This is a genomic window from Mycolicibacterium chubuense (genome assembly GCF_001044255.1).
Classification (GTDB): Bacteria; Actinomycetota; Actinomycetes; order Mycobacteriales; family Mycobacteriaceae; genus Mycobacterium; species Mycobacterium chubuense.
The window spans coordinates 66,509-80,566 of sequence record NZ_JYNX01000036.1; the positions used below are offsets into that span (position 1 = coordinate 66,509).

General features: G+C 68.8%; 13 protein-coding genes. 10 read left to right on the forward strand and 3 right to left on the reverse strand.

Going from position 1 to position 14,058, the window contains the following annotated elements; all coding sequences use genetic code 11:
• The first annotated feature begins 20 nt into the window (after positions 1 to 20).
• From MCHUDSM44219_RS13605 to MCHUDSM44219_RS13640, 8 genes are read left to right on the forward strand one after another with little or no spacing between them, the layout of a single operon-like run.
• The gene (locus MCHUDSM44219_RS13605) at positions 21 to 1,853 is read left to right on the forward strand and encodes a flavin-containing monooxygenase (protein WP_172506312.1); all 1,833 of its coding nucleotides are present in this window, start codon (positions 21 to 23) and stop codon (positions 1,851 to 1,853) included.
• 24 nt (positions 1,854 to 1,877) lie between these two features.
• Positions 1,878 to 3,908, forward strand: coding sequence for a prolyl oligopeptidase family serine peptidase (locus MCHUDSM44219_RS13610; RefSeq protein WP_048418779.1), 2,031 nt, complete (start codon positions 1,878 to 1,880; stop codon positions 3,906 to 3,908).
• Position 3,909: 1 nt separating this feature from the next.
• Positions 3,910 to 4,548: an LpqN/LpqT family lipoprotein gene (locus tag MCHUDSM44219_RS13615; protein WP_048418780.1), complete on the forward strand. Its 639-nt coding sequence runs from the start codon at positions 3,910 to 3,912 to the stop codon at positions 4,546 to 4,548.
• Entirely contained in the window at positions 4,545 to 4,862 is a 318-nt protein-coding gene (locus MCHUDSM44219_RS13620) for a hypothetical protein (protein ID WP_048418781.1), read from the forward strand. Before MCHUDSM44219_RS13615 ends, MCHUDSM44219_RS13620 begins: the two co-directional genes overlap by 4 nt.
• Positions 4,863 to 4,909: 47 nt before the next feature.
• A complete protein-coding gene (locus MCHUDSM44219_RS13625; protein WP_048418782.1) occupies positions 4,910 to 5,380 on the forward strand; it encodes a YkgB family protein in 471 nt (156 codons plus the stop codon).
• A 25-nt stretch (positions 5,381 to 5,405) separates the two neighbouring features.
• Positions 5,406 to 6,041 carry an RNA polymerase sigma factor gene (locus MCHUDSM44219_RS13630; protein WP_053081257.1) on the forward strand — a complete coding sequence of 212 codons (636 nt, stop codon included), beginning with the start codon at positions 5,406 to 5,408 and terminating at the stop codon, positions 6,039 to 6,041.
• The gene (locus tag MCHUDSM44219_RS13635; protein WP_413783605.1) at positions 6,038 to 6,280 is read left to right on the forward strand and encodes an anti-sigma factor family protein; all 243 of its coding nucleotides are present in this window, start codon (positions 6,038 to 6,040) and stop codon (positions 6,278 to 6,280) included. Before MCHUDSM44219_RS13630 ends, MCHUDSM44219_RS13635 begins: the two co-directional genes overlap by 4 nt.
• 10 nt (positions 6,281 to 6,290) lie before the next feature.
• A complete protein-coding gene (locus tag MCHUDSM44219_RS13640; protein ID WP_048418784.1) occupies positions 6,291 to 7,187 on the forward strand; it encodes a crotonase/enoyl-CoA hydratase family protein in 897 nt (298 codons plus the stop codon).
• On the opposite strand, the gene MCHUDSM44219_RS13645 is transcribed toward MCHUDSM44219_RS13640, so the two are convergent.
• Positions 7,184 to 9,724 carry a DEAD/DEAH box helicase gene (locus MCHUDSM44219_RS13645; RefSeq protein WP_048418785.1) on the reverse strand — a complete coding sequence of 847 codons (2,541 nt, stop codon included), beginning with the start codon at positions 9,722 to 9,724 and terminating at the stop codon, positions 7,184 to 7,186. The genes MCHUDSM44219_RS13640 and MCHUDSM44219_RS13645 overlap by 4 nt on opposite strands.
• Before the next feature lie 164 nt (positions 9,725 to 9,888).
• On the opposite strand from MCHUDSM44219_RS13645, the gene MCHUDSM44219_RS13650 reads away from it, so the two are divergent.
• Positions 9,889 to 12,495 carry a helix-turn-helix transcriptional regulator gene (locus tag MCHUDSM44219_RS13650; protein WP_048418786.1) on the forward strand — a complete coding sequence of 869 codons (2,607 nt, stop codon included), beginning with the start codon at positions 9,889 to 9,891 and terminating at the stop codon, positions 12,493 to 12,495.
• Here the strand turns inward: MCHUDSM44219_RS13650 and MCHUDSM44219_RS13655 are convergent.
• A complete protein-coding gene (locus tag MCHUDSM44219_RS13655; protein WP_048418787.1) occupies positions 12,483 to 12,890 on the reverse strand; it encodes a nuclear transport factor 2 family protein in 408 nt (135 codons plus the stop codon). The two genes, MCHUDSM44219_RS13650 and MCHUDSM44219_RS13655, sit on opposite strands and share 13 nt — an antisense overlap.
• Before the next feature lie 110 nt (positions 12,891 to 13,000).
• Here MCHUDSM44219_RS13655 and MCHUDSM44219_RS29990 point away from each other — a divergent pair, with 110 nt between their 5' ends.
• Positions 13,001 to 13,162, forward strand: a complete 162-nt coding sequence (locus tag MCHUDSM44219_RS29990) for a hypothetical protein (RefSeq protein WP_157868764.1) — start codon at positions 13,001 to 13,003, stop codon at positions 13,160 to 13,162.
• Here the strand turns inward: MCHUDSM44219_RS29990 and MCHUDSM44219_RS13660 are convergent.
• On the reverse strand, positions 13,119 to 14,003 hold the full coding sequence (locus tag MCHUDSM44219_RS13660) for a hypothetical protein (protein WP_048418788.1): 885 nt from the start codon (positions 14,001 to 14,003) through the stop codon (positions 13,119 to 13,121). The genes MCHUDSM44219_RS29990 and MCHUDSM44219_RS13660 overlap by 44 nt on opposite strands.
• Between the last annotated feature and the right edge of the window lie 55 nt (positions 14,004 to 14,058).

Sequence of the window (14,058 nt, forward strand, 5' to 3'; positions counted from 1 at the left end):
CAGGGTGTGCTCTTGCTCACATGACTTCTACTCTCGACCCTCAGACTTCAACCCCTGAGAGCACTGATCTGACCCCTCAGCAGCGCATCGACGCCTGGCTGGCCGACTTCGAGGCAGCGCTGGCCGTCCGCGACATCGAACGCGCCGTCGGCATGTTCGCCGTCGACAGCTTCTGGCGCGATCTGGTGTCGTTCACCTGGAACATCAAGACCCTCGAGGGCCGCGACCAGATCGCCGACATGCTGGGCGCCCGGCTGATCGAGACCGACCCGTCGGGCTTCCGGACCAAGGAGCCCGCCACCCAGGACGGCGACGTCACCTCGGCGTTCATCGAGTTCGAGACCGGCAGCGGCCGCGGCACCGGCCATCTGCGACTCAAAGGTGATCAGGCCTGGACGCTGCTGACCGCGCTGCAGGAACTCAAGGGGCACGAGGAGCCCAAGGGGGCGACCAGGGTGATGGGCGCCGTGCACGGCGACGACCCCGATCCGCGGTCGTGGGCCGAGAAGAAGGCCGCCGAGGACGCCGAACTCGGCCGCACCACGCAGCCCTACGCGCTGGTGATCGGCGGCGGCCAGGGCGGCATCGCGCTCGGCGCGCGGCTGCGTCAGCTCGGCGTGCCGGCGATCGTCGTCGACAAGCACGAAAGGCCCGGCGATCAGTGGCGCAAGCGGTACAAGTCGCTGTGCCTGCACGACCCGGTCTGGTACGACCACTTGCCGTACCTGCCGTTCCCGCAGAACTGGCCGGTGTTCGCGCCGAAGGACAAGATCGGCGACTGGCTGGAGTTCTACACCCGCGTGATGGAGGTGCCGTACTGGTCGAAGACGACGTGCCTGTCGGCCACCTTCGACGACGCCAGCAGCACCTGGACCGTGGAGGTCGACCGCGACGGCGAGCGCCTCACGCTGCATCCGACGCAGCTGGTGCTGGCGACCGGCATGTCGGGCAAGCCGCACGTGCCCACGCTGCCCGGCCAGGACGTCTTCCGCGGCGAGCAGCACCACTCGTCGGCCCACCCCGGACCGGACCCGTACGTCGGCAAGAAGGCCGTCGTGATCGGCTCGAACAACTCCGCCCACGACATCTGCAAGGCGCTCTACGAGAACGGCGTCGACGTCACCATGGTGCAGCGGTCCTCCACGCACATCGTCAAGTCGGACACCCTGATGGACATCGGGCTGGGCGACCTGTACTCCGAGCGGGCGCTGGCGTCGGGCATGACGACCGAGAAGGCCGACCTGACGTTCGCGTCGCTGCCCTACCGGATCATGCACGAGTTCCAGATCCCGCTCTACGACCAGATGCGCGAGCGCGACAAGGAGTTCTACGACCGCCTCGAGGCGGCCGGCTTCGAACTGGACTGGGGCGCCGACGGATCCGGTCTGTTCATGAAGTATCTGCGCCGCGGCTCGGGCTACTACATCGACGTCGGCGCGTGCGACCTGGTCGCCGACGGCCGGATCAAGCTGGCGCACGGGCAGGTCGACCGTCTCACCGAGGGCGCGGTGGTGCTCGCCGACGGCACCGAACTGCCCGCCGACGTGGTGGTCTACGCGACCGGCTACGGCTCCATGAACGGCTGGGCCGCCGACCTGATCGGTCAGGAGGTCGCCGACCGGGTCGGCAAGGTGTGGGGTCTGGGCAGCGACACTCCGAAGGATCCCGGGCCTTGGGAGGGCGAACAGCGCAACATGTGGAAGCCCACGCAGCAGCCCAACCTGTGGTTCCACGGCGGCAACCTGCACCAGTCGCGGCACTACTCGCTGTATCTGGCGCTGCAGCTCAAGGCCCGCTACGAGGGAATGGCCACCCCGGTGTACGGCCTGCAGGAGGTGCATCACCTCAGCTGAGCGCCCTACCCGCAGAATGGGGGCGTGACGAACGCGGCTGAAGCACCGGACCCCCACCTGTGGCTGGAGGAGGTCACCGGCGACGACGCGCTGGCGTGGGTGCGCTCCCACAACGAGCCGACGATCGCCGAACTCGGCGGCGAGCGCTTCGAGCAGATGCGCGCCGAGGCGCTGGAGGTGCTCGACACCGACACGCGAATCCCCTACGTGCGGCGTCGCGGCGAATACCTCTACAACTTCTGGCGCGACGCGACCAACACCAAGGGTCTGTGGCGGCGCACCACCCTCGAGAGCTACCGCACCGAGACGCCCGAGTGGGACGTCGTCATCGATGTCGACGAGCTGGCCCGCGCCGACGACACCAACTGGGTGTGGGCCGGCGCCGACGTCATCGAACCGGACCACACCCGGGCGCTGGTCAGCCTGTCCCGGGGTGGCTCCGACGCCGCGGTGGTGCGTGAATTCGACATGTCGACCAGATCTTTCGTCGACGACGGGTTCGAACTCGCCGAGGCGAAGTCGCAGACCACCTGGGTCGACGAGGACACGCTGCTGGTCGGGACGGACTTCGGGGAGGGGTCGCTCACCGAGTCGGGATATCCGCGGCTGGTCAAGCGCTGGAAGCGCGGTCAGACGCTCGACGAGGCGGAGACGATCTTCGAGGGCGATCCGGCCGACGTCCTGGTCGCCGCGTCGGTGGACCGCACCCCCGGCTTCGAGCGCACGCTGATCAGCCGCGCCCTGGATTTCTTCAACGAAGAGGTCTACGAGATGCGCGGCGACGAGCTGATCAGGATCGACACCCCGACCGACGCCAGCATCTCGATCCACCGCACCTGGCTGCTGATCGAGTTGCGCACCGACTGGCACTACAACTACGGGGCGGCGTCGACGACCTATCCCGCGGGCTCCCTGCTGGCCGCGGACTACACCGAATTCCTCTGCGGAACAGCCGAACTGACGCCCATCTTCACCCCGGACGCGCACACCAGCCTGCACCACTACGCGTGGACCCGCGACCGACTGGTCGTGGTCACCCTCGCCGACGTGGCCAGCCACGTCGAGGTGCTGACCCCCGGAACGTGGACCTCGGAGCCGGTGAGCGGGCTCCCGGATAACACCAACACCGCGATCGTGGCGGCCGATCACCTCGGCGACGAGATCTTCCTGGACTCCTCGGGTTTCGACACCCCTTCGCGGCTGCTGTACGGCGCGGCGGGCGGTCCGCTGAGCGAGATCAAGCGGGCGCCGTCGTTCTTCGATGCCGCCGACCTGTCGGTGAACCAGTACTTCGCGACGTCGGACGACGGCACCGCGATCCCGTACTTCGTGGTGGGCCACCGCCACGCGCACGCCCCCGGACCGACCCTGCTCGGCGGATACGGCGGCTTCGAGGTGGCCCGCACCCCCGGTTACGACGGGGTGCTGGGCCGGCTGTGGCTGTCCCGCGGCGGCACCTACGTGCTGGCCAACATCCGCGGCGGGGGCGAGTACGGCCCCACCTGGCACACGCAGGCCATGCGGGAGGGCCGGCATCTGGTCGCCGAGGACTTCGCCGCGGTGGCCCGCGACCTGGTGGCGCGCGGCATCACCACCGTCGAACACCTGGGCGCCCAGGGCGGCAGCAACGGCGGCCTGCTGATGGGCATCATGCTCACCCAGTACCCGGAACTGTTCGGCGCACTGGTCTGCAGCGTGCCGCTGCTCGACATGAAGCGCTTCCACCTGCTGCTCGCGGGCGCGTCCTGGGTCGCCGAGTACGGCGACCCCGACGATCCCGACGACTGGGCGTTCATCTCCAAATACTCGCCCTACCAGAACATCTCGGCCGATCGGCGCTACCCGCCGGTGCTGATCACCACGTCGACGCGCGACGATCGCGTGCACCCCGGCCATGCCAGGAAGATGACCGCCGCGTTGGAGGCGGCGGGGCATCCGGTGCGGTACTACGAGAACATCGAGGGCGGGCACGCCGGCGCGGCGGACAATCCGCAGGTGGCGTTCCGCTCCGCGCTGATCTACGAATTCCTGCTCCGCACACTGGGAGGCAACTGACGTGACGTTCACCCGAGCGTGCTGCGCCGCGCTGCTGGCGACCGCGCTGCTGCTCACCGGCTGCGCCCGTGACATCACGGGCACCGCGGTGACCGCCGCCGCCGGTGCGGGCGCCGCCGCGACGGGCGAGGGACAGTGCGCCACGGTGACGGCACCGCTGACCGACGTCCCGCCGAAGAATCCCCGCGAACCGCAACTGCGCGTTCCCGTGCCGTTGGGGTGGGAACGCAACACCGTGATGGACAACCAGATCATCCGGTTCGCGATCGTCGCGCAGGACCTGATCTCCGACCAGTTCGCCCCTAACGCGGTGGTGACCCTCGAGTCGGTGCCCGGCACCCAGGATCCCGAGAAGGTGTTCGCCCAGAACCGCAACAACCTGACCGCCATGATGGGCGCCTACGACCTGCGCACCGAGAGCAACACCACCTGCGGATTCCCCTCGGAGACAACGCGTTACACCGCACCGCCGATGGGTCCGGCGCCGCTGCGGCCCGTCATCATGCACGCCGTCGTCGCTCAGAGCCAGACCTCGACCTATCTGGCGACGCTGACCGTGCAGACCACCGACGCCGGCAACCCCACGTACATGCGCGACTCCTCGGAGATCGTCGACGGGTTCCAGCTCGTCCTGCCATGACGATCTCGGAGATCCTGCTGATCGCCGGCGCCGCGCTGCTGCTGGCCGGCATCGCCGTGCCCGGCTGGGACACCGCGCAGCTGCCGAGGCGCGCGGTCAAACGGCGGATCTACTGGTCGGGTACCGCCGCCGGTGTGGTCCTGCTGGTCCTCGGCGGCCTTCCTGACGTGCGAAGTTCGGTCGCCCTGGCGGCAGCGGCGCTGATCCTGATGACGGGGTGGGCCTATTTCCGGACGCCCAACATCAAAATCGGCGGCCGGATCCATTCGGCCGATCCCCCGATGCGCGAACCCGATCCTCCACCGGGCATGTAACGCCCCCGGCTCCTGCGGGCACTACCGGTCAACGGAAAGGAGCCGTCATGACCACCCTCACCCACCGGCCCGGTCTCACCGCCCTCGAGCACGCCGGTGCGCTGACAGCCCGGTACGGCCTGGTCGTCGTCATCGCCTGGATCGGCGCGCTGAAGTTCACCGCCTTCGAGGCGCAGGGCATCATGGGACTGGTCGCCGGCAGCCCGCTGATGAGCTGGGTGTACGACATCATGTCGGTCCGGGCCTTCTCCTCGGCGCTCGGCGTGCTGGAGCTCGTGACGGCTGCGCTGATCGCGGTGAAGCCCTGGTGGCCAAGGCTTTCCGCGGTGGGCAGTCTGGTCGCGGTCGGGCTTTTCGTCGCCACGCTGAGCTTTCTGTTCACCACGCCGGGTGTGCTGGAGGCCTCGGCGGGATTCGCGGTACTCTCCTCGACCGGCCAGTTCCTGATCAAAGACGTTGCGTTGCTGGGCATCTCCGTGTGGACGCTCGCCGACGCGCTGCGGGGTTCCCAGGCGTGACATGTCGGGTTACGATCTCGCAGACATGACCGTCACCTCCGCGGAAGAGGCCGACCTGATCGCGGCGCTACGCGCCCGCGACGAGTCGGCCTTCGCCGCGCTGGTCGACAGGCACACACCCGCCATGCTCCGGGTCGCGCAGGGCTATGTCAGCTCACGCGAAGTCGCCGAGGACGTCGTGCAGGAGGCGTGGATCGCCCTCCTGAAGGGTATCGACGGTTTCGAGGGTCGATCCTCGCTGCGCAGCTGGCTTTTCACGGTGCTGATCAACATCGCCAAGAAGCGGGGCCTGCGAGACCGCAAGGACACCGAGGTGCAGATCGCCGCGTACTTGGGGGCCACCGTCAGCCCGGACCGGTTCTGTGACCGCGACGAGAGGTGGTCCGGCCATTGGCGCGACGGGCAGGAGCCCTCACCGTTCCCCGAGTCGCCGGAGGGCTCGGTGCTCGGCGCCGAGCTGATGGCCGTGACCCGGCGTGAGCTCGAGCGACTGCCCGAACGGCAGCGCGTCGTCGTCACGCTGCGCGACGTGCTGGATGTCGACTCGGCGGAGGTGAGTCGGCTGCTCGGCATCACGCTGGCGAATCAGCGGGTACTCCTGCACCGAGGGCGGGCGGCGATCCGGCAGGCGCTCGAGGACTACGTGAGGGACGCGACGTGACCGGACAGCGATCGATGAACTGCAACGAGCTCGTGGAGCTGGTCACCAACTATCTGGACGGTGCCCTCGATCCCGAGGCGCGGGCGCGTTTCGAGGAGCATCTGCATGGCTGCGACGGCTGCGGAAACTACCTGCAGCAGTTCCGTACCACCATGGGAGCCCTGAGCGCGATCTGCGAAGACACCGTGGACACCGCCTTCCGGGACCGCCTGCTCGACGCGTTCCACGACTGGCGATAGACCTGTTCAGGTGACCGAATTCGAGACCATTCTGTACCGCGCGCACGCGCCCGTCGCCACCATCACGCTGAATCGTCCCGAGCGGCTGAACACCATCGTGCCGCCGATGCCCGACGAGATCGAGGCGGCGATCGGGCTGGCCGAGCGCGATCCCGCCGTCAAGGTCATCGTGCTGCGCGGCGCCGGACGTGCGTTCTCGGGCGGCTACGACTTCGGTGGCGGCTTCGAGCACTGGGGTGAGGCGATGAACACCGACGGCCGGTGGGATCCCGGGAAGGATTTCGCGATGGTCAGCGCCCGGGAGACCGGGCCGACGCAGAAGTTCATGGCGATCTGGCGGGCGTCCAAGCCGGTGATCGCGCAGGTGCACGGCTGGTGTGTCGGTGGGGCCAGCGACTACGCCCTGTGCGCCGACCTGGTGATCGCCAGCGATGACGCCGTGATCGGGACCCCCTACGCCCGCATGTGGGGTTCCTACCTGACCGGCATGTGGCTCTACCGGCTGAGCCTGGCCAAGGTGAAGTGGCACTCGCTCACCGGCGAGCCGTTGACCGGAAAGGAAGCTGCCGCAGTCGAATTGATCAACGAATCGGTACCGTTCGAACGTCTCGAGGCGCGGGTCGCCGAGATCGCGGCGAAGCTCGCCACGATTCCGCTGTCGCAGCTGCAGGCCCAGAAGCTGATCGTGAATCAGGCCTACGAGAACATGGGTCTGGCGTCGACGCAGACCCTCGGCGGCATCCTCGACGGCCTGATGCGCAACACCCCCGACGCGCTGGACTTCATCGGCACCGCGGCCACCGACGGGGTGCGCGCGGCGGTCGAACGCCGCGACGGCCCGTGGGGTGACTACAGCCAGGCCCCGCCGGAGCGCCGGCCCGACCCGAACCACGTGATCGAGCCCTAGTCCATCCGCCCCACGTCGACTACGCGCAGCACCGCGACGCCCTCCTCGTCGGACGCTGTGAGATCGACCTCGACGTCGATACCCCAGTCATGATCGTCGGCCGGGTCGTCGAGGATCTGACGCACTCGCCAGATCTCAGCCTCGCGCTCGATGATCAGCAGCGCAGGGCCGCGCGCGTCGGGGCCGATACCGACGTCGTCGTGCTCGTCGAAGTACGCGTCGCCCGCGTCCTGCCAGCGCTGCGCCGTCCAGCCTGATCCGCCGTCGAGCGCGCCCAACTCGTCGTAGCGTTCCCGCGCGAACAGTTCCACCCGCCGGAACAGCGCGTTGCGGACCATCGCGGTGAACGCGCGCTCGTTGCCGGTCAGCGGCCGCGGCCGCACCGGCACGGCCACCGGAGCGTCCAGCGGCTGATCCGGACTGGTCAGTTGCTCCCACTCGTCGAGCAGACTCGAATCCACCTGGCGCACAAGCTCGGCCAGCCATTCGGTGATGTCGGTGAGCTCCTCGGTCCGCGCGGCGGTGGGCACGCCGGAGCGCAACGCCTTGACCGCGTCGGACAGGTAGCGCAGCACCGCCCCCTCCGACCGGGTCAATCCGTAGACGCTGACGTACTCGCGGAACGTGAACGCCCCCTCCCACATCTCGCGCACCACCGACTTGGGCGAGAGCGCTCCGTCGGCCGCCCACGGATTGGACTGCAGATAGATCTCGAAGACCCCGGTCAGCAGATCGTCCAGCGGCTTGGGATAGGTCACGTCGTCGAGCAGTTCGATGCGCTCGTCGTACTCGATGCCCTCGGCCTTCATCGCCGCCACCGCTTCGCCCCTGGCCTTCTTCAGCTGGGCGGTCAGGATCTGCCGCGGGTCCTCCAGCGTCGCCTCGATCACCGAAACCACATCGCGCGCATAGCTTTCCGCGCTCCGATCGAGGACGTCGATCGCCGCGAGGGCGAATGTCGACAGCGGCTGGTTCAGCGCGAAATCCGGCGGCAGGTCGACGGTCAGCCGGTAGCGCCGCCCGTCGGGCTCGGGTTCGGGCAGCCGCTCGACGACCCCCGCCTGCAGCAGGGAGCGCGCGATCCCGACCGCCTCGCGGATCAGTCGCAGCTGACGCTTGCGGGGTTCGTGGTTGTCGGTCAGGAGTCGGCGCATCGCCTGGAACGGGTCACCGGGGCGGTCCACCACGTCGAGGATCGTCGCGGTGAACACCCGCATGTTGCTCGTGAGCGGCTCGGGTGCGGCGTCGACCAGACGCGTCATCGTCTTCTCGCTCCAGGGCACCATGCCCTCGGGAACCTTGCGCCGCACCAGTTTCCGACGCTTCTTCGGGTCGTCGGCCACCTTCGCGAACTGCTTGAGGTTCTCCACCTCGTGCTCGGGCGCCTGCACCACGACGGTGCCGGCCGTGTCGTACCCGGCCCGTCCCGCACGTCCGGCGATCTGGTGGAACTCGCGCGCGGTGAGCAGCCGGGTGCGGGTGCCGTCGTACTTCGACAGCGCGGTGAACACCACCGTGCGGATCGGCACGTTGATGCCCACTCCGAGGGTGTCGGTACCGCAGATGACCTTCAGCAGGCCGGCCTGGGCGAGCTGTTCCACCAGCCGCCGGTACTTGGGCAGCATGCCGGCGTGGTGGACCCCGATGCCGTGCCGCACCAGCCGTGACAACGTCGACCCGAAAGCCGATGAAAAGCGGAACGCTCCGAGATTCTCGGCGATCGCCGCCTTTTCGTCCTTGGTGCTGACGTTGACGCTCATCAGCGCCTGCGCCCGTTCCAGCGCCGAGGCCTGGGTGAAATGCACGATGTAGATCGGTGCCTGGCGGGTGTCGAGCAGATCGCCGACGGTCTCGTGCATCGGCGTGGTGGCATATGAGTAGAACAGCGGGACCGGACGCTCGGCGTGCGCCACCAGTGCGGTCGGCCGCCCGGTGCGCCGGGTCAGATCCTCCCGCAGGAATGTGACGTCGCCCAACGTGGCCGACATCAGCAGGAACTGGGCGCGCGGCAACTCGAGCAGCGGCACCTGCCACGCCCAGCCGCGGTCGGGGTCGCCGTAGAAGTGGAACTCGTCCATCACGACCACACCGATGTCGGACTCGGCGCCCTCGCGCAGCGCCGTGTTCGCCAGCACCTCGGCGGTGCACACGATGATCGGGGCGTGCGCGTTGACCGCGGCGTCGCCGGTCAGCATGCCGACGTTGTCCGCGCCGAAGACGCCACACAACGCGAAGAACTTCTCGCTCACCAGCGCCTTGATCGGCGCGGTGTAGTAACTGCGCCGGCCGGCCGCCAGCGCCGCGTACTGGGCCCCGGTCGCGACCAGGGATTTACCCGACCCGGTGGGTGTCGCCAGCACGACGTTGGCGCCGCTGACGAACTCGATCAACGCCTCCTCCTGCGCCGGGTACAGCGGGGTGCCGGCGGCGTCGGCCCACTCGGCGAACGCGGTGAACAGCGCGTCGGGGTCCGCGCCGACGGCACGGAGCGCGGTCAGGTCACTCAGGTCGTCGAGCAGTGGTCGGGCAGTCGTCATGGTGACACCAGACTGCCCGATCGGCCCTCGGAACGCGCCAGTAGTCCCTCGTCTGCGGCGGTGCTCAACCCACCCTCAGTAGTCCGGTACTGCAATATCGCCGGTGCCGGCCGAGATCGGCTGATACGCCCTCGACGGCGGTGGGGTGCTCCTACGCTTGACGCGTGCGGTTGACGTGGCCGCTCACAGGCCGGACGCAGGAAACGCGGCTCATCGAAGCCGCGCTGCTCGATCCTGACTCCGCAGGCATCGTGGTCAGCGGCGCAGCCGGCGTCGGAAAGAGCCGGATCGTACGAGAGACGCTCAGCGTCTTCGCCGCGCGCGGCTGTTTGGTGCGCTGGGTGGTCGGGACGTCGGCGGCACGCACCCTCCCCTTCGGTGCCCTGACACCCTGGACGGCGACGAGCGGCGACGACAGCCTCGAACTCGTCCACGGTGTCATCGAGGCGTTGACGTCGTCTGAGGCGCCGGTGCTGGTTGCGGTCGACGACGTGCCCTTGCTCGACGACCTGTCGACCGTGGTCGTGCACCAGATCATTCACCGCCGGCTCGCAAAAGTCGTGCTGACGATGCGCACCGGCGAACCGGTCAGCGATGCGACGCGTGAACTCTGGAAGGGCGGCGACTTCGACTGGCTGGACATCGCACCGCTCACACCGGAAGACACCGAGCGGCTGGTGTGCCTCGCCGTCGGGGGTCCGGTCGATGACGTTGCGGCGCAGCGTTTGTGGACGTTGACCGAGGGCAACCCGTTGTATCTGCGGTTGATCGTGGAACAGGAGGTCGCCGACGGGCGGCTCGCCGACGACAACGGCGTATGGACATGGACCGGTGATCCTGTGGTTCCTCCGGGTCTTGTCGAGCTCGTCGAAGCGCGGACGGGCGGGCTGCCCGAGGCCGTCAGCGACGTCATCGACGTGCTCGCTGTCGGCGAGCCCCTCGAATTGCGGTCACTGACCCGGATCGCCGGCGCCGAGGCCGTCGAGGAGGCAGACAGGCGCGGCCTGATCTCCTGCGAATCGGCCGATGGCTGCGTGCACGTCCGTCTGGCTCATCCGCTGTACGGCGAGGTGCGTCGCCGCCGTGCCGCTCAGACCACATTGCGCCGCCTCCGAGGCGTCGTCGCCTCCGAACTGGCCGCGACCGAATCGCGGGACGACGTCCATGCCGTGGTCCGCCGGGCGGCCCTGAGCGTCGACTCCAATCTCGAACACGACGTCGACCTGCTGCTCGACGCAGCACGCGGGGCAGCCTGGATGCTCGATCTGCCTCTGGCCAACCGGCTGGCCGAGGCCGCGATCGCCGCCGGTGGGCGGGTCGAGGCGAGCTTGATCCGCGCCTTCGTGCTGTCCTGGGCCGGCAAGGGCGCCGCCGCAGAGGCCGTGCTCGCCGACGTCGACACGGGCGCCCTCACCGCTGTCGAGCAGGCACGGGTGACGTACCTGAGGGCGGTCAATCTGTTCTTCACACTCGCCGACCCCGACGCCGCGCTGGCTCTGGTCGACCGCACCACGGGCGCTGAACCGCCGGAGCGGCATTGCTTCGACGCCTTCCGGTGTGTGGCCGCGGCGGCGCTGGGCGATCCGCACGCCGCTCGTGCGCTTTCGCGGTCCTTCGACGCGAGTCTGCTGCCCGATCACCTCGAGCGCCGCCTGACGGCATGGGCGGTGACGGTTGCCTGCGGGGAAGCAGGTGCGGCAGCCGAGGCGGTGGCCGTCGCGACTGCGGGCTACGCCATTCCGGTGCGGGCGTTCATCGTCATCTCCGACGCCCACATCAACGCACTGCTGCTGGCGGGTGACACGGCCGGGGCCCAGGAGGTCGCGCAGATGATGCGCGGGCGCGCCATGGCCTCGCGGAGCACTCCGTTCGGACAGATCGCCGACGCTGTGACCGGGCTGGCCGAGCTGGGCGCAGGTCACCTCGACCAGGCATGCACAAGTCTGTCCACCGCATTGCAGCGCGTCACCGCATGGAACACCGCAACCGGCTTCCGCTACCGGTACGAGATCCTGCTCACCACTGCGCTTGCGATGCGCGGACACACCCACGATGCGCTCGTGGCGCAGGCTGCGATGGAAGCCGACCGCCATCCCGGGTGGCGGTACCTCGACTACACCCGGGCGATCGCCGCCGGATGGGTCGCCGGAGCGCAGGGTGCTGTCAGCGAAGCGATCTCGATGGTCCGGAAGGCGGCCGAGGATGCCGGAGCTCGCGGCCAATACGCGGCCGAGGTGATGTGTCTGCAGACGGCGACCCAGTTCGGCGATGCGTCCACCGCCGACCGTCTCCATGAGCTGCAGACTCGTGTCGAGGGTCCGCGTGTCGGCGTCGCGGCGCGCTTCGCTGATGTCGTGGGTTGCTCGGACGGCTGCGAACTCGAGCTGGTATCACAACGATTCGAAGAGATCGGCGACCTGGTCGCTGCCGCCGACGCGGCGGCGCACGCCGCGATCTGCTTCCGCGCCAGGAGCTTGCGCGGTTCCGCATTGCGGTGTTCCCTGCGCGCCGACGCCCTGGCAAAGGCCTGCGGCGGCGCCCGGACCCCAGCGCTCCGACGATGCACCGACCACCTGCCGTTGACCACTCGCGAACGCGAAATCGTGATGCTCCTCGGGACGTCGGCATCCAACCGCGACATCGCCTCCCGACTCAAGGTGTCCGTGCGCACGGTCGAGAGCCACATCTACAACGCCATGGCCAAGACCGGCGCGATGAGCCGGGAGGAACTCGGGGCACTGCTGCCCTGTGGCAACGGTCAGCTCAGCTGAGCGATCACCGATGCCCCGTCGAGCCAGACGTTCTCCCGGCTGATCAGCCCGTCCCGGAACTCGAACACGTGGAGCATGCGGAACGTGATGCGCCTGCCCCTGCCCGGCACGCCGAGCATCGAGCCGATCACCGTTCCGGTCATGTCCTGTTCGAGGATCATCGCGTCGTCCGTGACGAAACGGCGTCGTTCCGACCACGTCTCGGCCAGGAAGTTCGCGGTCAGCTGAACGTAGAAATCCCGGGCACCGGCCTTCGACTGGTGCAGCCCGTCGGGGAATCCCACGACGTCGTGTTCGACGTCGTCCGTGTAGACCGCGAGCGCGCCGTGAACGTCCCCGCGACCCTCGGCCTCGAGGTGGCGGTCGATGAGCGCCCGCATGTCGCGCTCCTGCATGTACTCAGGGATAGCACCGCACGGCACCGCGAAAATCAGTACTGCACTACTGACGTCTCCCCGGTTGACGCACGCGACGATTTCTGCAGGTCGAACGAAGGGGGACCATCATGACGCTCCACATGCCGCATCCGCACGTGCCGCATCCGATCATGCACTGGCGGGAGCACCACCCGAAGCACGTCAAGTCCGACTGGGACGTCCATCTGCACCCGCACCATCAGGCGTTCATCGAGAGTGCGGCGATGGCGCGGATGATGGACCACCTGTAGTCCGGCGCAGGCCGGCGCCCAGGGCCGCCCCGACCGCTCCGAGCAGGACGAGGGCGACCCCGGCGATCAGCGAGTAGTTCAGCCACTGGTGGGCACTGCCTTCGGCGGTGCCCACCATCACCTCGGCGACGGTCCGGATGTCGCCGGTGGTGCGGTTCAGCGCCGCGTCGACGAAGCGGCGTCCCATCTCGATACCGGCCCAGCCGGCGGCACCGACCAGCAGGGCCGACACTCCGAGCGCGGTGAGCGCCCGGCCCCGGGAGCGCGCGGCGGCCAGAGTGAGCAGGGCCAGCACGGCGGTCAGCACGGCGGTCGCGATACTCACCCACGGACCCCAGGTCGCCAGCGGCCGCAGCTTCCCCGGCCGCAGATCCGGCGAGTCCACGGTGATCGGTACGGTCAGCGTGCCGGGCACCGCGAGGTCGAGGGTGCCCAGTGTGGCATCGAACGAGGGGTCCGAGAGCATCGGCGCGACGTCGATCAGCCACTGATCGGTGGAATTGCCCGCCGGCACCGCGCCGGTGAACATCCACCGGTGCGCGATCCGGTTGGCCTGCGCGAATTGCCCGGGAAAGCCGGAGTTGCGGGTGTAGGAATCGGCGACCGTGCGGACCAACTGCGGGTTGAGGCTGTAGCCCTTGTCGGCGCCCAGCGACAGCACCTGGGTGGTCAGTTCACCGGCCATGGCGTCCTGCAGGCGGGGGTCCCCCGCGGCCCGTGCCGCCAGCGCGGCGTAGCCGTCTTCGTCGACGATGTGCAGCTGCGCCCACACGGCAGGCACCGCCGACGCCAACGCGACGGTGGTGAGCAGCCACAGCATCAGCGCGGCGAGAAAGCGCACGGACGCGTCCTCCTGTCAGGACGCGTGCTGGGCCCCATGTCGCCGCCGGGGCGGC